This window comes from Curvibacter lanceolatus ATCC 14669 (assembly GCF_000381265.1).
Lineage (GTDB): Bacteria > Pseudomonadota > Gammaproteobacteria > Burkholderiales > Burkholderiaceae_C > Curvibacter > Curvibacter lanceolatus.
The window spans coordinates 1-16,119 of sequence record NZ_KB906279.1 but is presented as its reverse complement, the minus strand read 5'-3'; the positions used below and the strand labels follow the sequence as shown (position 1 = coordinate 16,119).

Annotated in this window: 12 protein-coding genes and 1 tRNA gene; 10 read left to right on the top strand and 3 right to left on the bottom strand. The window is 66.9% G+C overall.

Translation table 11 applies throughout. The features are described from left to right. Positions 1-25: 25 nt before the first annotated feature. The gene (gene ybaK / locus F624_RS0127610) at positions 26-517 is read right to left on the bottom strand and encodes a Cys-tRNA(Pro) deacylase (RefSeq protein WP_019577626.1); all 492 of its coding nucleotides are present in this window, start codon (positions 515-517) and stop codon (positions 26-28) included. A 47-nt stretch (positions 518-564) separates the two neighbouring features. Further along, positions 565-1,515: a LysR family transcriptional regulator gene (locus F624_RS0127605; RefSeq protein WP_043426888.1), complete on the bottom strand. Its 951-nt coding sequence runs from the start codon at positions 1,513-1,515 to the stop codon at positions 565-567. A gap of 180 nt (positions 1,516-1,695) precedes the next feature. Here F624_RS0127605 and F624_RS0127600 point away from each other — a divergent pair, with 180 nt between their 5' ends. The 3 genes from F624_RS0127600 (at position 1,696) to F624_RS0127590 (ending at position 5,065) form a co-directional block, all read left to right on the top strand. Continuing rightward, positions 1,696-2,676: a Bug family tripartite tricarboxylate transporter substrate binding protein gene (locus tag F624_RS0127600; protein ID WP_019577624.1), complete on the top strand. Its 981-nt coding sequence runs from the start codon at positions 1,696-1,698 to the stop codon at positions 2,674-2,676. A 180-nt stretch (positions 2,677-2,856) separates the two neighbouring features. After that, positions 2,857-3,570, top strand: a complete 714-nt coding sequence (locus tag F624_RS0127595; RefSeq protein ID WP_019577623.1) for a DUF6198 family protein — start codon at positions 2,857-2,859, stop codon at positions 3,568-3,570. A 64-nt stretch (positions 3,571-3,634) separates the two neighbouring features. Continuing rightward, positions 3,635-5,065 carry a M20 family metallopeptidase gene (locus F624_RS0127590; protein ID WP_019577622.1) on the top strand — a complete coding sequence of 477 codons (1,431 nt, stop codon included), beginning with the start codon at positions 3,635-3,637 and terminating at the stop codon, positions 5,063-5,065. 47 nt (positions 5,066-5,112) lie between these two features. Here F624_RS0127590 and F624_RS0127585 read toward each other — a convergent pair whose 3' ends face one another. Beyond that, the gene (locus F624_RS0127585) at positions 5,113-6,174 is read right to left on the bottom strand and encodes an aldo/keto reductase (RefSeq protein ID WP_019577621.1); all 1,062 of its coding nucleotides are present in this window, start codon (positions 6,172-6,174) and stop codon (positions 5,113-5,115) included. A 198-nt stretch (positions 6,175-6,372) separates the two neighbouring features. On the opposite strand from F624_RS0127585, the gene F624_RS0127575 reads away from it, so the two are divergent. The 7 genes from F624_RS0127575 (at position 6,373) to F624_RS0127545 (ending at position 15,933) form a co-directional block, all read left to right on the top strand. Further along, positions 6,373-7,287 carry an alpha/beta fold hydrolase gene (locus tag F624_RS0127575; RefSeq protein ID WP_019577620.1) on the top strand — a complete coding sequence of 305 codons (915 nt, stop codon included), beginning with the start codon at positions 6,373-6,375 and terminating at the stop codon, positions 7,285-7,287. 123 nt (positions 7,288-7,410) lie between these two features. Next, positions 7,411-8,955, top strand: coding sequence for a methyl-accepting chemotaxis protein (locus F624_RS0127570; protein WP_019577619.1), 1,545 nt, complete (start codon positions 7,411-7,413; stop codon positions 8,953-8,955). A gap of 181 nt (positions 8,956-9,136) precedes the next feature. Further along, complete coding sequence (locus F624_RS0127565) at positions 9,137-10,798, top strand: L-lactate permease (protein ID WP_031256493.1); 1,662 nt, start codon at positions 9,137-9,139, stop codon at positions 10,796-10,798. A 185-nt stretch (positions 10,799-10,983) separates the two neighbouring features. Further along, positions 10,984-12,088, top strand: a protein-coding gene (prfB, locus tag F624_RS0127560) for a peptide chain release factor 2 (protein WP_157443660.1) whose coding sequence is annotated in 2 segments (ribosomal slippage) — positions 10,984-11,064 and positions 11,066-12,088 — 1,104 coding nt in all. Because the reading frame shifts where the segments join, the coding sequence is not laid out codon by codon here. Between the two features lie 47 nt (positions 12,089-12,135). After that, positions 12,136-14,823 (top strand): aminopeptidase N, encoded by a 2,688-nt coding sequence (gene pepN / locus F624_RS0127555; RefSeq protein ID WP_084679741.1) that lies wholly within the window; start codon positions 12,136-12,138, stop codon positions 14,821-14,823. Positions 14,824-14,837: 14 nt separating this feature from the next. Further along, positions 14,838-15,845, top strand: coding sequence for a class 1 fructose-bisphosphatase (locus F624_RS0127550; protein WP_019577615.1), 1,008 nt, complete (start codon positions 14,838-14,840; stop codon positions 15,843-15,845). A gap of 12 nt (positions 15,846-15,857) precedes the next feature. Continuing rightward, positions 15,858-15,933: transfer RNA gene (locus F624_RS0127545), tRNA-Thr, on the top strand. Positions 15,934-16,119 lie beyond the last annotated feature (186 nt).

Below are 16,119 nucleotides of genomic sequence, written 5' to 3'. Positions count from 1 at the left end.
GGCGGCCCGATCAGGATCCAGCCGCTCATTCTGCCAGCGCGCACTGCACCGGCCGGGCACCCAACTGGGCCACGCACACCTGGGGATCGATGCCGACCAGAAACCCGCGGCGCCCCCCATTGATGCAGATGCGGGGCAGGCCCAGGATGGTTTCCTCGATGTAGACCGGCATCTGCTTGCGCGTGCCAAAAGGCGAGGTGCCCCCCACCAGATAGCCGCTGTGGCGGTTGGCCACCTCAGGGGCGCAGGGCTCGACCGACTTGGCCCCGATCTGGCGCGCCAGGTTCTTGGTCGACACCTTGCGGTTACCATGCATCAGCACCACCAGGGGCTTGGCGTCCTGGTCCTGCATGATCAGGGTCTTGACCACGGTGTAGGGGTCTTGCCCCAGCACCTCGGCGCTGTGCAGGGCGCCGCCATGCTCCAGGTACTCGTAGGGGTGCTCGGTGTAGGCCACACGGTGGGCCTTGAGCCACTGGGTGGCAGGTGTTTCAGAGACGTGTTCTTTCTTGGCCATGGCAATAACCAGGCCCTGACGGCCCGGCAAACAACAGGGTTGACATGTTACGCCGCGGCCACAGGCGGGCGGCGCGGCACCCGGGCGCGCACCTTGCGCTTGCCGAACTCCCCCACGCCGGCCACCAGCAGCTCGGCCAGGGCCTGCACCGGGGGCAGCAATGCCCGGCCACTTTGTGCCAGCAGGCACAGGCGCCGCTGCTGCAGGCCCGGCTCGGCAAAGGGCAAAGCCTTGAGCTGCCCTTGCTCCACGGCGTGCGACACCGTCAGGTAGCCGGCGGGCATCAGGTCCAGTTCGCCCATCATCGACAGCAGCGTGGGTGAGAAATTGCTCACCATGGCCGGTGCGTAATGCAAGCCCTGCAAGGCACAACCCTGGTCGAACAGGCGCCGGCTGGTGGTGCCGGGCTCGCCCAACAGCAGTGGATAGCGCACGGCGTCGGCCAGCCGCACGCGGTCCTTGGCCGCCAGCGGGTGGGTGGGGCGCATCACGGCCAGCACTGGCGCCAGCACGGTGTGCAGCACCTCGGCGTCTTTTTCCGGGCTGAGGCTGTACTTGAGCCCCAGGTCCACCTCGCCCTGGCGCAGCAGCTGGTTGACCTGGTCGGGCGCCACCACCTGCAGCGCCAGTTGGGCCCCCGGGTGGGCCTGCCGAAACGCCTGCAGCGCCCCGGCCATGAAGCCCGCGGCAAAGCCCTCGGTGCAGGCCAGACGCACCCGCACCCGGCCGGCCAGCCCGCCCAGTTGCTCCAGCACAAACTGCCCCTCTTCGGTGGCGGTCGTCAGGTGGGCCAGCAGGCGCTCGCCCGCCGGGGTGGGCGTCATGCCCCGGTGCGCGCGCTCGAACAGCGCCAGGCCCAGCGCGTCTTCCAGCAGGCTGATCTGGCGGCTCACCGCCGAAGCCGCCACATGCAGCTGACGGGCCGCCTCGCTCACGCTGCGGGTGCGGGCCACCACCACAAAGTAGCGCAAGGGCAGGCTGAACAAAGGCAGTTTCACGGAGGTCTTCATGCGATACACGTTCTGATAAAGGCAACGATGCCTTGTTAATTCTCTAATGAGAGCAAGCATGTTCCATGCCCTGACAAACCCTCAATCGGCTTCTAATGGAGGCCAGCCAGTCTTCATCCCCCCCTCTGTTGAGCCTCGCCGCCCCCGTCGCGGCAGAAAAGGAATGCCATGAAACGCCGCTGCGCCCTCTCTCTCCTGGCCCTGGCCGGCTGTGCCGGCCTGAGCCAGACCGCCCTGGCGGCGGCAGAGCCCTGGCCCAGCCGGTCGGTGCGCATCGTGGTGCCCTTCCCGCCGGGGGGCGGCACCGACATCGTGGGCCGGGCCATGGGGCAAGCCCTGGCGCCCCGCCTGGGCCAGGCGGTGGTGATCGACAACAAGCCCGGGGCCTCCACCCTGATCGGCACCGAGGCCGTGACCCGGGCCGCGCCGGACGGCTACACCCTGCTGGTGTCGGGCTCCACCACCTTCTCGGTGAACCCGGCCCTGAAGCCCCGCCTGAATTACGATCCTTTCAAGGACCTCAGCGCCGTGGCGGTGCTGGCCCGGGCCCCGCTGGTGGTGGTGGTGCCGGCCCAGTCGCCCTTCAAGACCCTGCCGGAGTTGCTGAACGCGGCCCGACGCCAACCCGGCTCGGTGCGCTATGCCACCTACGGCAGCGCCACCGCACCGCACCTGGCCGGCCTGTTGCTGGGCTTGAGCGCGGGCGTCACCCTGCAAGACATCCCCTACAAGGGCAGCGCCCAGGTCAGCACGGCCCTGATGTCGGGCGAGGTGGAGGCCACCTTCGACACCGTGGCCAGTGCCGGCCCATTGATCAAGGCAGGCAAGCTGCGCGCGCTGGCCACCCCCAGCCGCGCGCGCGTGAGCTCGCTGCCCCAGGTGCCCACGCTGACCGAGCTGGGCCTGCCCGACGCCAGCTTCGAGGGCTGGTATGCCATGGCCGCACCCGCCGGCACGCCCGCCCCCGTGCTGGAGCGCCTGGGCCGTGAGCTGCGTGCGGTGATGGCCCTGCCGGAGGTGCAAAAGCAGTTCCGCGCCCAGGCCCTGGAGCCGGTGTACCAGGACCCGGCCACCATGACCCGCCTGATGGAGCAGGAGATCACCCAGTTCCGTGCCGCCGCGGCACACGCCCACCTGACATTGGAGTGAGGCCGGGCATGACATCCCCTGCGGCAGCGATGCGGCACGGCAGGCCGAACCCCGCATTTCCGACAAAGTCTGATCCGGATCACGTCCATGGGCAGCGCCCTGTGGTCTGCTACCCGGCTTTCCACGGCCTGGCCCCGCTCTTGCTGCAGGCCGTGCACGACTTTGCGGAGAATCCTCGCCATGAACACCCCAGAACCTGCCCAGACAGTGGCGCCGATCGCAGCGCCGATGCCGCAACCGGAATCCCCCCCGGCATCCACCCCAGCCGCAGCGCCTGCGCCCAGCTCCCCCGTCAGCGGCGTGGCGCCCCACAGCCTCACGGAAGACGCTTTTGCACTGTTCTCGGCCACCTTGCTGATCGCCCTGGGCGTGGCCATCTACGGGCACGACCACCTGCTGACGGGGGGCATGGCCGGGCTGGCCTTCATCGTGCACTACGCCAGCGGCATCAGCTTCGGCAAGGTGTTCTTTGTGCTCAACCTGCCCTTTTACGTGCTGGCCTGGAAGCGCATGGAGCGTGCCTTTGTGCTCAAGACGATTGCGGCGGTGGCCCTGCTGTCGCTGTTGGCCGAATGGACCCCGCACTGGATCAGTTTTGCCCAACTCGACCCGATCTACGCCAGCGTGCTCGGTGGCGTGCTGCTGGGCGTCGGCTTTCTGATGCTGTTCCGCCACCGCGCCAGCCTGGGCGGGGTCGGCATCCTGGCCTTCTACCTGCAGGAGAGCCGGGGCTGGAAGGCCGGCCACATCCAGATGGCCATCGACTGCGCCATCCTGCTGCTGGCCCTGTGGACCGCCCCCCTGCCCAATGTGGCCCTGTCGGTGGCCGGCGCCGTGGTGCTGAACCTGATCCTGACCATGAACCACCGCAAGGACCGCTACATCGGATCCTGACCCGCCCCGCCGTTCTGCCCGCTCGGGCGTCGGGGAGGCCCACCCACCTCACTGAAAGCCCGACATGACCCGAAACCAACTGATCCAGCAAGCCCGCCACGAACTTGACAGTGGCGCCCTGGCCGCCACCCTGGCGCGCCGGGTCGCCTGGCGCACCGAAAGCGACCTGGGCGCCGACGCCACCGAGGCCTCGCAGGCCGCCCTGCAGGGCTACCTGAGCGACGAGATGAGCCCCGTGCTGCAGGCGCTGGGCTTCGAGGTGCAGATCCTGCCCAACCCGGTGCCCGGTGCCGGCCCGTTCCTGCTGGCCAGGCGCATCGAAGACCCGGCCGCCCCCACCGTGCTGACCTACGGCCATGGCGATGTGGTCAATGGACAGACGCCGCAGTGGCGGGAGGGCCTGAACCCCTGGCAACTGAGCGTCGAGGGCGACCGCTGGTATGGCCGCGGCACGGCCGACAACAAGGGCCAGCACAGCATCAACCTCAGCGCACTGGCCCACACCCTGCAGGCCCGCCAGCAGCGCCTGGGCTACAACCTGACGGTGCTGCTGGAGATGGGCGAAGAGGCCGGCTCACCCGGGTTGGCCGAGTTCTGCCAGCAACACCGCGAAGCCTTGCGCGCCGACCTGTTCCTGGCCAGCGACGGCCCGCGCGTGCATGCCGAGCGCCCCACCCTGTTCCTGGGCTCACGGGGCGCCATCAATTTCTCGCTGCATGTGCAGCCCCGCCCGCGCGCCTACCACTCGGGCAACTGGGGCGGCGTGCTGAGCAACCCGGGCACCCGCGTGAGCCACGCGGTGGCCAGCCTGATCGGCCCGCAAGGCGAGATGCGCGTGGCCGCCCTGCGCCCGCCAGCCCCGCCAGAGCGCCTGCGCCAGGCCTTGCACGACCTGCCGGTGGGCGGCGGCACCGATGACCCCGCCCTCAGCCCCGGCTGGGGCGAGCCGGGCCTGACGCCGGCCGAGCGCCTGGTGGGCTGGAACACGCTGGAGGTGCTGGGCCTGGGCGCCGGCTCGGCCGTGCGGCCGATCAACGCCATCCCGGCCTCGGCCGTGGCGCACTGTCAGCTGCGTTTTGTGGTCGGCACCGATTGGCGCAACGCCGAAAAGCACTTGCGCGAGCACCTGGACGCGCACGGCTTCACCGACGTTCGGCTGGAGATGGGCATGAGCTGCGCCGCCACCCGACTGGCCCTGGACAACCCCTGGATCGACTGGGCCCTGGCCTCGATGCAGGCCAGCACGGGCAAGGCGGTCAGCCTGCTGCCCAACCTGGCCGGGTCTTTGCCCAATGACATCTTCTCGGAAGGCCTGGGCCTGCCCACGCTGTGGGTGCCGCATTCGTACCCGGCCTGCGCCCAGCACGCCCCCAATGAGCACCTGCTGGCCTCGGTGGCCCGTGAGGGCCTGGCCCTGATGGCCGGCCTGTTCTGGGACCTGGGTGAACCCGGCGCCCCCTGGCGGGCTGGGGCGCTGGCCCAGGCGACTGCCTGAACTCAACCGGGTCGGCCTGAATCCATCGATTAGGCCGACTGCGTCGATCAGATCGCGGGGTCGCGCAGTTCCCAACGGATGGCGTCGATCGCCGCCAGCAGTTCGGGCGACAGCGTGGTACCCCAGGCCGCCAGGTCTTCGTCCAACTGGGCGACCGAAGTCACGCCGATGATGGTGCTGGCCACCTGCCACTTGGTGTAGCAGAACGCCAGCGCCAACTGGGTGGGCGTGAGACCATGCTCGCGTGCCAGCGCGTTGTAGCGGCGCGCCGCCACCAGTGCCTCGGGGCGGCCCCAGCGCTGCTTGCGCACCGACTCGTAACGGGCGATGCGGCCCTCTTTCGGTGCTTCAGGGCCTTCGGTTCCACTGGCGTCGTACTTGCCGGTCAGCAGGCCAAAGCCCAGCGGCGAGTAGGCCAGCAGCGACACATTCAGGCGCTGGCAGCTTTCGTCCAGGGCGTTCTCGTAGCTGCGGTTGATCAGGCAGTACGGGTTCTGCACCGTGGCCACGCGGGGCAGGCCATGCTGTTCTGCCAGGCGCACGAACTCATGCACGCCATAAGGGGTCTCGTTGGACAGCCCCACATAGCGCACCTTGCCCGCCTTCACCAGGCGGCCCAGGGCCTCGAGTTGCTCGTGGATCGAGGTGACCGAGCGCTCCTTGCTGGGGTCGTAGTACATGGCGCCGAAGGCCGGCACATTGCGTTCGGGCCAGTGGATCTGGTAGAGGTCGATCACGTCGGTCTGCAGGCGGCGCAGGCTGCCTTCGCAGGAGGCCGCGATGTCGGCCGCCGTCATGCCGGCCCCCTCGCGGATCCAGGGCATGCCGCGCGAAGGGCCCGCCACCTTGGTGGCCAGCACCACCTGCTGGCGAGCACCCGGGTTCTTGGCGAACCAGTTGCCGAGGATGGTTTCGGTGGCGCCGCAGGTCTCGGCACGGGCCGGCACCGCATACATCTCGGCGGTGTCGAGGAAGTTGACGCCGGCCGCCAGCGAGCGGTCCAGGATGGCGTGGGCGTTGGCCTCGTCAACCTGCTCGCCAAAGGTCATGGTGCCCAGGCAGATGGGCGTGACGTGCAGATCGCTTTGTCCGAGCTGGACTTTGTTCATGAAAACTCCGATGGGTCTGTCTGATGGAAATCCGCGCCGCCGATGGCTCCGGCCAGAGGCCCTCCAAAGGACCCGGCTGCTTGGCGAACAACGGCGGCAAAGAGTGTACGGGCGGGCAGATTTTTCTGCTGGCGGGCCTTGCAGGCTTGTCCTGGACTTGACTGACGTCAGGTGAGCGCGTTTCGTATCATCCGCGCGATGTACCAGCCCAAACGCCTCTCCCGCAGCGAATTCATCCCCCTCCGGGGCCATCAGTACCATGTGCGCGTCTGGGGCGCGCCGCAAGCCGGCCAAGCCCCTCTGGTGATGGTGCATGGCTGGATGGACGTGGCGGCCTCGTACCAGTTCATGATCGACGCGCTGCCCACCGATCGCTACGTGATCGCCCCGGACTGGCGCGGTTTTGGCCTCACCACCGGGCCCGCCTGTGATCACTACAGCTTTCCCGACTACCTGGGCGACCTCGACTTTCTGCTTGACCACTACACCGGCGCACAGGTGGTCGACCTGGTGGGCCACAGCATGGGCGGCAACGTGGCCATGATGTACGCCGGTGCGCGCCCCGAACGCATCCGCCGCCTGGTCAACCTGGAGGGTTTCGGCATGCCCGCCACCCGCCCGGCCCAGGCGCCGGGGCGCTACGCCCGCTGGATGGACGAACTCAAGAAGGTGCACTCAGGCGCCATGGCCCTCAAGGCCTATGACAGCCTGGACGGCGTGGCCCAGCGCCTGATGAAGACCAACCCCCGCCTGGGCGCCGACAAGGCCCGGTGGCTGGCCCAGCATTGGGCGCACGAAGTGGCCGGCCCAGAGGGGCAGAGCCAGTGGCAGATCCTTGGCGAAGCGGGCCACAAGGTCACCAGCGCGCAGCTGTACCGGGTCGATGAAGCCCTGGAGCTGTATGCCCGCATCAGCGCCCCGCTGCTGGCGGTTGAAGCCTCGGACGACAGCCTGGGCCAGTGGTGGAAAGACCAATACACCCTGGACGAATACCACCAGCGCCTGCAGCGGGTGCCCGACTGCCGCGTGGCCCGCATCGCCGACGCCGGCCACATGCTGCACCACGACCAGCCCGAAGCCCTGGCCGCACGGGTAGCGGATTTTCTGGGGTGAATCACCCCAAAAATCACCATTAATCACAAATCTCTGCACAATGAAGCTCGCTGGCGCGGGCATTTGAAACAGCGTTGGGTGGTGGCAAGTCGGCTCTCGCCAGAGCTTGAGGAGAACCGCACCATGCGCCTGAGCATCAAACTCCCGCTGGCCTTTGCCAGCGCCCTGGCCGCCCTGCTGGCAGCCGCCCTGTTCGGCCTGGTTCAGCTGAACCAGTCCATCGGCGTGTACCGCGAGGTGGTGCAAAAAGACCACGACAACGCCCTGGGGGCGGTCCAGTTGCTCAGCGAGTTCAAGGTTCAGATCCAGGAATGGAAGAACGTGCTGCTGCGCGGCCAGGACCCGGCCCAGCGCGAGCGTTACTGGGCGGCCTTTCAGAAGCAGGAAGCCCTGGTGCAGCAGAGCGCGCGTCAGCTCGCGGCCCGGATCGAACAGCCCGACGCCCGCGCCCTGCTGGAGCAGTTCAGCCAGACGCACCACCACATGGGGCAGGCCTACCGGCAAGGGCTGCAGGCGTTTGAGCAGGCCCAGTTCAACCCCTCCGCCGGAGACAAGGCCGTCACCGGCATCGACCGCGAGCCCGCCCGCCTGCTGGACCAGGCCACGGCCCTGATCCGGCGCGCCAGCGAAGAATCAGGCGAGGCAGCGGCCAGCCACGCCCGCGCCAGCACCTGGATCAGCCTGTCGGTCATGGGGCTGGTGTGCCTGCTGAGTGCCGTGGGTGCGCTGTTGTTCAGCCGTTCAGTCACCCGCCCGCTGGGGCGCGCGGTGCAGGTCACCCGGGCCGTGGCCGATGGCGATCTGAGCCTGCCCCTGCGGGCCACAGGCCGCGACGAAGTGGCCGAACTGCTGCAGGCCATGTCCGACATGCAGACCCGCCTGTCCCAGGTGGTCAGCACCGTGCGCTCGGGGGCCGAGGGGGTGGCCCATGCCAGTGCCGAAATTGCCGCCGGCAACAACGACCTGAGCCTGCGCACCGAGCAGCAGGCCTCGGCGCTGGAGCAGACCTCGGCCTCGATGGAGGAGATGGCGGCCACGGTGGAACACAACGCCGACCACGCGCTGCGCGCCGATGCCCTGGCCAACCAGGCCTCCGACACGGCGCAACGGGCCGGCGGCGCGGTGCAGTCGGTGGTGAACTCGGTGCTGCAGATGCAGCAAAGCGCCCACCGGATTGCCGACATCACCGGCGTGATCGACGGCATCGCCTTTCAGACCAACATCCTGGCGCTCAATGCGGCCGTGGAGGCCGCCCGGGCCGGTGAGCAGGGCCGGGGCTTCGCCGTGGTGGCCGGCGAGGTGCGGGTGCTGGCCCAGCGCAGCGCGGCCGCTGCACGCGAGATCAAGCAACTCATCCAGACCAGCCATGAACAGGTGGAGCAAGGCGCCCAGGTGGCCGGCCTGGCGGGCACGACCATGACCGAGGTGGTCAGCGCCATCGCCGACGTGACCCGGCTGGTGGCCCAGATCAGCGCCGCCAGCAAGGAACAAAGCCTGGGCGTGGCCCAGATCGGCCAGGCCGTGCAGCAACTCGACCAGACCACGCAACAGAACGCGGCCCTGGTGGAGCAAGGGGCGGCCGCGGCGCAAAGCCTGAAGCAGCAAGCCGTGGCCCTGGTGAACTCCGTGGCCTTCTTCAAGACCCGAACTCAGGTGATACCCGGTTGACAAAATGACGGCAACTTTCTTCATTTACCCCAGAAAACACCAAAAACGGTCTTCAAAAATTTCTGCAACATCCGCTTGAAAATTTTTCAGTCAATCTGAGCCTTTGTGACAGCTTCTCGACAGCCACAACCCAGACGGTCTCGATAAAGTGACGCCGCCCCATCAACAACAGGAGACAAAAATGGTTTGGCAACAGGTTTACAACCCGACAGGCAGCATGGTCCTGTCCACCCTGCTGGCCGCGGTGCCGGTCGTGGTGATGCTGGTCGGACTGGGCTTTCTGCACCTGAAGGCCCACATTGCCGCCGGCCTGGGCCTGCTCAGCGCATTGGCCATCGCCGTGTTCGCCTTCGGCATGCCCGCCGAGATGGCCGGCAAGGCGGCGTTTCTGGGTGGCCTGACCGGCTTGCTGCCCATCGGCTGGATCGTGCTGAACATCATTTTCCTGCACCAGTTGACCGAGCAAAACGGCAGCTTCAAGGTGCTGCAGGATTCGATTGCCGGCATCACCGAAGACCGCCGCCTGCAACTGCTGCTGATCGCCTTTGCCTTTGGCGCCTTCTTTGAAGGGGCGGCCGGCTTCGGCACCCCGGTGGCCGTGACGGCCGCCATCCTGATCGGCCTGGGCTTCTCGCCGCTGGCCGCCTCGGGCCTGAGCCTGATTGCCAACACCGCCCCGGTGGCCTACGGCGCCCTGGGCACCCCGGTGATCACCCTGGCCAAGGTGCACGACTACGACCTGGCCGCGGTGTCGGCCATGATCGGCCGCCAATTGCCCTTCTTCTCGCTGCTGGTGCCGTTCTGGCTGATCTGGGCCTTTGCCGGCTGGAAGGGCATGAAGCAGATCTGGCCCGCCCTGCTGGTGACTGGCCTGAGCTTTGCCATCCCGCAGTTCCTGGTGTCCAACTACATGGGCCCCGAACTGGTGGACGTGATCGCCGCCATCTGCTCGATGGTGGCGCTGGTCACCTTCCTGAAGTTCTGGAGGCCGGCCCAGATCTGGACCTCGGTCTCGCTCAAGGGCCACGAAAGCACCGGCGGCCAGGCCCAGAAGCCCGTGGCCCCGATCAAGCACCCCACCTCGGAAGTGGTCAAGGCCTGGACGCCGTGGGTCATCCTGACCGGTTTTGTGTTCGTCTGGGGCCTGCCGGTCACCAAGACCTATCTGAACAGCCTCTTCGCCCCGAAGTTCGCCATCGAGGGCCTGCACAAGTTGATCGAGAAAATGCCGCCCGTGGTGCCCAAGCCCACGGCCGAAAGCGCCGAGTACGTGCTGAACCTGTTGTCGGCCACCGGCAGCGGCATCCTGCTGTCGGCCCTGATCGGCGGCCTGGTGATGGGCTACGGCCTGCCGGCCCTGATCAAGTCGTACGGCAAGACCATCTGGCTGGTGCGCTACTCGCTGCTGACCATCGTGCTGATGCTGGCCCTGGGCACGCTCACCCGCTACTCGGGCGTGGACACCACCCTGGGCCTGGCCTTTGCCGCCACCGGCGTGTTCTACCCCTTCTTCGGCACCCTGATGGGCTGGCTGGGCGTGGCTCTGACCGGCTCCGACACCGCAGCCAACGTGCTGTTTGGCGGCATGCAGAAAGTGGCCGCCGAACAGCTGGGCCTGTCGCCCAACCTGATGGGCGCAGCCAACAGCTCCGGCGGCGTGATGGGCAAGATGATCGACGCCCAATCCATCGTCGTGGCCTCCACGGCCACCCGCTGGTTCGACCACGAAGGCGACATCCTGCGCTATGTGTTCTTCCACTCGGTGGCGCTGGCCTGCCTGGTGGGTCTGTTCGTGACGCTGCAGGCCTATGTGCCGCCCTTCACCCTCATGGTGATCCACTGAGCCCAGGGGCCTGGGCCCCAAGCCTGCTCCAGGACCGCTTCGGCGGTCCTTTTTTATTTGGGCCAGAAACAGGCCACCCGGGAGTCTTGTCACGACCCGTGAGAAAATGCAGGGTTTGCATGCCCAGCCACTGGCGCCCGGAGCCACCTCGCGGCATGCCCCCGAACACTCACAGGATAAAAATCATGGAAGCAGAACGCGTCAACCTCATCGGCACCACCCTGGCAGACCTGAGCCAGCGCACCGAAGAGTTACGGAGGTATCTTTGACTACCCTGCCAAAGCTGAACGCCTGCGCACGGTAACCGCCTCGCTCGAAGACCCCAACGTCTGGAACGACCCCAAGAAGGCCCAGGAACTCGGCAAAGAGAAAAAAGCCCTGGACGACGTCGTCCTGGTGCTGGACCGCCTGAGCAGCGAACTGGCCGACAACACCGAGCTCTACGACATGAGCAAGGAAGAAGGCGACGAGGCCGGTCTGGAGACCATCGAGGCCGAGTGCGCCCACCTGACCCAGAGCATCGAGCAGCTTGAGTTCCGCCGCATGTTCAACCAGCCGGCCGACCCCAGCCCCTGCTTCCTCGACCTGCAGGCCGGCGCCGGCGGCACCGAGGCCTGCGACTGGGCCAGCATGCTGCTGCGCCAGTACCTGAAGTACGCCGAGCGCAAGGGCTTCAAGGCCACCGTGGAAGACGAAACCCCGGGCGATGTGGCCGGCATCAAGAGCGCCACCATCAAGGTGGAGGGCGAATACGCCTTCGGCCTGCTGCGCACCGAAACCGGCGTGCACCGCCTGGTGCGCAAGAGCCCGTTCGACTCATCGGGCGGCCGCCACACCAGCTTTGCCAGCGTCTTCGTGTACCCCGAAATCGATGACTCGATCGAGATCGACATCAACCCGGCCGATGTGCGCACCGACACCTTCCGCGCCAGTGGCGCGGGCGGTCAGCACATCAACAAGACCGATTCGGCCGTGCGCCTGACCCACATCCCCACCGGCATCGTGGTGCAGTGCCAGGACGGCCGCAGCCAGCACAGCAACCGCGACGTGGCCTGGAAGCGCCTGCGCTCGCGCCTGTATGACCACGAGATGCGCAAGCGCCAGGAAGAACAACAAAAGCTCGAAGACAGCAAGACCGATGTGGGCTGGGGCCACCAGATCCGCTCGTATGTGCTGGACCAGAGCCGCATCAAGGACCTGCGCACCAACGTCGAAATCTCCAACACCCAGAAGGTGCTGGACGGCGACCTGGATGCTTTCATCGAAGCCTCGCTCAAGCAAGGCGTCTGACCCCACCAGCCCCAGCCGGCACCCCGGCCCACAGGAAGAAACACATGATGCGAGAAGGACAAGCCACGGCCATCCACCGTGCAGACTACACCGCTCCCGCGTACTGGATCGACACGGTTGAACTGACGTTCGACCTGGATCCGGCCAAGACCCGCGTGCTCAACAAGATGCGCCTGCGCCGCAACACCGAGGTGGCGGCCCAGGCCCTGCGCCTGGACGGCGAAGAGCTCAACCTGGCACGCGTGCTGGTCAATGGCCAGGGCACCTCGTTCAAGATGGACGGCAACCAGTTGGTGCTGGAGAACCTGCCCGAAGGCCCGGACGCCTTCGACCTGGAGATCTTCACCACCTGCAACCCGGCCAAGAACACCAAGCTGATGGGCCTGTACGTCAGCAACGACTCGTTCTTCACCCAGTGCGAGGCCGAGGGCTTCCGCCGCATCACCTACTTCCTGGACCGCCCGGATGTGATGGCCAGCTACACCGTCACCCTGCGCGCCGACAAGGCCAAGTACCCGGTGCTGCTGTCCAACGGCAACCTGGTCGAGCAAGGCGAGCTTGAAGAAGGCCGCCACTTCGCCAAGTGGGTCGACCCGCACAAGAAGCCTTGCTACCTGTTCGCCCTGGTGGCAGGCAAGCTGGTGGCGCGCGAGCAGCGCATCCGCTCGCGTGCCGGCCACGACCACCTGCTGCAGGTGTTTGTGCGCCCTGGCGACCTCGACAAGACCGAGCACGCCATGAACTCGCTGATGGCCAGCGTGGCCTGGGACGAGGCCCGCTTCGGCCTGCCGCTCGACCTGGAACGCTTCATGATCGTCGCCACCAGCGACTTCAACATGGGCGCCATGGAGAACAAGGGCCTGAACATCTTCAACACCAAGTATGTTCTGGCCAACCAGGCCACCGCCACCGATGCCGACTTCAGCAACATCGAAAGCGTGGTCGGGCATGAGTACTTCCACAACTGGACCGGCAACCGCGTCACCTGCCAGGACTGGTTCCAGCTCAGCCTGAAGGAAGGCCTGACCGTCTTCCGCGACCAGGAGTTCAGCCAGGATCTGGCGGGCAGCCCCTCGGCCCGCGCCGTCAAGCGCATCGAAGACGTGCGCGTGCTGCGCACCGCGCAGTTCCCCGAGGACGCCGGCCCCATGGCCCACCCCGTGCGACCCGACAGCTACATCGAAATCAACAACTTCTACACCGTCACCATCTACGAAAAAGGTGCCGAGGTGGTGCGCATGATGCAGACCCTGGTGGGCCGCGAAGGCTTTGCCAAGGGCATGAAGCTGTACTTTGAGCGCCATGACGGCCAGGCTGTCACCTGCGACGCCTTCGCCCAGGCGATTGCCGACGCCAACCCGGGCTCGGAACTGGCCCAGCGCCTGCCCCAGTTCAAGCACTGGTACAGCCAGGCCGGCACCCCGCGCGTCCAGGCCATCGGCCGCTACGACGCCGAGGCCCACACCTACACGCTGACGCTGAGCCAGCACTGCGCCCCCACCCCGGGCCAGGCCCTGAAGGAACCCTTTGTGATTCCGCTGAACCTGGGCCTGCTCGACACCCAGGGCCGCGAACTGCCCCTGCAACTGGCCCACTGGCCGCAGGCCGAAACCGGCACGCGCACCTTTGTGCTGAGCCAGCCCAGCGAGACACTGACCTTCATCAACGTCGACAGCGCCCCCGTGCCCTCGCTGCTGCGCGACTTCTCGGCCCCGGTGGTGCTCGACTACGCCTACAGCGACGACGAACTGCTGACCCTGCTGGCCCACGACAGCGATGCCTTCAACCGCTGGGAAGCCGGTCAACGCCTGGCCCTGGCCCGCGCCATCAAGGCCATCACCGCCGCAGAAGCCCCTGGCACCGAGGTGCTGGACGACGCCTACCTGCGCGCCATGCGCCAGGTGCTGGCCGACCCCCACCTCGATGCCGCCTTCAAGGAACTGGTGCTGACGCTGCCGTCCGAGACCTACCTGGCCGAACAGCTGGACGTGGTCGACCCGCAACGCATCCATGCCGTGCGCGAAGCCATGCGCGAGCAACTGGCACGCGCCCTGCAGGCCGACTGGCAGCAGGCCTGGGAGGTCAACCGCGACACCGGCGGCTACCGCCCCGACCCCGAATCGTCGGGCAAGCGGGCCCTGGCCGGCCTGGCGCTGACCATGCTGTGCCTGGCCGCTCGCCACAGCGGTGACACCGTCTGGCCCGGCAAGGCCCTGCAGCGCTTCAAGGACGCGGGCAACATGACCGACCGCTTCAACGCCCTGAGCGCACTCGTCATCAGCGGCCACGAACTGGCCGTGCCGGCCCTGGCACGCTTCCATGCCTTGTTCAAGAACGAGGCCCTGGTCATCGACAAGTGGTTCTCGCTGCAGGCTGGCGCCCCCGACCGCGGCGGCAACGTGCTGGGTGCCGTGCGCCAGTTGATGGGTCACCCCGACTTCAACCTGCGCAACCCCAACCGCGCACGCAGCGTGATCTTCAGCTACTGCAGCGCCAACCCCGGCGCCTTCCACCGCAGCGATGCGGCGGGCTATGTCTTCTGGGCGGACCGCGTGATCGAACTGGACGCCATCAACCCGCAAGTGGCCGCCCGCCTGGCCCGCGCCCTGGACCGCTGGAAGAAACTGGCCGAGCCCTACCGCAGCGCCGCCCGCGAAGCCATCGCCCGCGTGGCCTCCAAGGCCGAACTCAGCAACGATGTGCGCGAGGTTGTCACCCGCGCCCTCGCCGATTAAGGAGAGAAATCAACATGGCATCGAAAATCAGCCTGACCCGCTTCCTCGTCGAGCAGCAACGCGTCGACGGTCACATCCCCTCGCAACTGCGCCTGCTGCTTGAAGTGGTGGCCCGCGCCTGCAAGAGCATCAGCCAGGCCGTCAACAAGGGCGCCCTGGGCGGCGTGCTCGGCAGCGCCGAAAGCGAGAACGTGCAAGGCGAAGTGCAGAAGAAGCTCGACATCATCGCCAACGAAGTCCTGATCGAAGCCAACGAATGGGGTGGCCACCTGGCGGCCATGGCCTCCGAAGAGATGGACAGCATCTACCTGGTGCCCAACCGCTACCCGCAGGGCGAGTACCTGCTGCTGTTCGATCCGCTCGACGGCTCGAGCAACATCGACGTCAATGTCAGCATCGGCACCATCTTCAGCGTGCTCAAGAAGCCCGAGGGCTCGCCCGGCGTGACCGAGCAGGACTTCCTGCAGGCCGGCGCCCAGCAGGTGGCGGCCGGCTACTGCGTCTACGGCCCCCAGACCACCCTGGTACTGACCGTGGGTGACGGCGTGAGCATGTTCACCCTGGACCGCGAACAAGGCTCTTTCGTGCTGACCCAGGAAAACGTGCGCATCCCCGCCGACACCAAGGAATTCGCGATCAACATGAGCAACATGCGCCACTGGGACGAACCCGTGAAGCGCTACATCGACGAATGCCTGCAAGGCAAGGAAGGCCCGCGCGGCAAGGATTTCAACATGCGCTGGATCGCCAGCATGGTGGCCGATGTGCACCGCATCCTGACCCGCGGCGGCGTCTTCATGTACCCCTGGGACAAGCGCGAACCCAACAAGCCCGGCAAGCTGCGCCTGATGTACGAGGCCAACCCCATGAGCTGGCTGGTCGAACAGGCCGGCGGCGCCGCCACCAACGGCCGCCAACGCATCCTCGACATCCAGCCCAGCCAGTTGCATGAACGCGTGAGCGTCATCCTGGGCTCAAAAAATGAGGTCGACCGCATCACCAGCTACCATACCCCGCTATAATGGCGGGCTAACGCCGGTGTAGCTCAGTCGGTAGAGCAGCTCATTCGTAATGAGAAGGTCGGGTGTTCGATTCATCTCTCCGGCACCAAATGAAAAGCCCTGATTCGCAAGAGTCAGGGCTTTTTTCTTGGCGGCTGCTGCGGCACCATGGGGGGCGCAGGGCAACACGGGGTCAAGGGGGGGTTAAGGGGTCAAGGGGTCAAGGGGTCAAGGGGTCAAGGGGTCAAGGGGTCAAGGGGTCAAGGGGTCAAGGGGTCAAGGGGTCAAGGGGTCA

Bases quoted from the DNA above. Each gene is read 5' to 3' on its own strand.
- F624_RS0127575 (WP_019577620.1), top strand. From the start codon at position 6,373: ATGTACCAGCCCAAACGCCTCTCCCGCAGCGAATTCATCCCCCTCCGG.
- F624_RS0127600 (WP_019577624.1), top strand. From the start codon at position 1,696: ATGAAACGCCGCTGCGCCCTCTCTCTCCTGGCCCTGGCCGGCTGTGCC.
- F624_RS0127590 (WP_019577622.1), top strand. From the start codon at position 3,635: ATGACCCGAAACCAACTGATCCAGCAAGCCCGCCACGAACTTGACAGT.
- F624_RS0127550 (WP_019577615.1), top strand. From the start codon at position 14,838: ATGGCATCGAAAATCAGCCTGACCCGCTTCCTCGTCGAGCAGCAACGC.
- ybaK (WP_019577626.1), bottom strand. From the start codon at position 517: ATGGCCAAGAAAGAACACGTCTCTGAAACACCTGCCACCCAGTGGCTC.
- F624_RS0127585 (WP_019577621.1), bottom strand. From the start codon at position 6,174: ATGAACAAAGTCCAGCTCGGACAAAGCGATCTGCACGTCACGCCCATC.
- pepN (WP_084679741.1), top strand. From the start codon at position 12,136: ATGCGAGAAGGACAAGCCACGGCCATCCACCGTGCAGACTACACCGCT.
- F624_RS0127570 (WP_019577619.1), top strand. From the start codon at position 7,411: ATGCGCCTGAGCATCAAACTCCCGCTGGCCTTTGCCAGCGCCCTGGCC.
- F624_RS0127565 (WP_031256493.1), top strand. From the start codon at position 9,137: ATGGTTTGGCAACAGGTTTACAACCCGACAGGCAGCATGGTCCTGTCC.
- F624_RS0127595 (WP_019577623.1), top strand. From the start codon at position 2,857: ATGAACACCCCAGAACCTGCCCAGACAGTGGCGCCGATCGCAGCGCCG.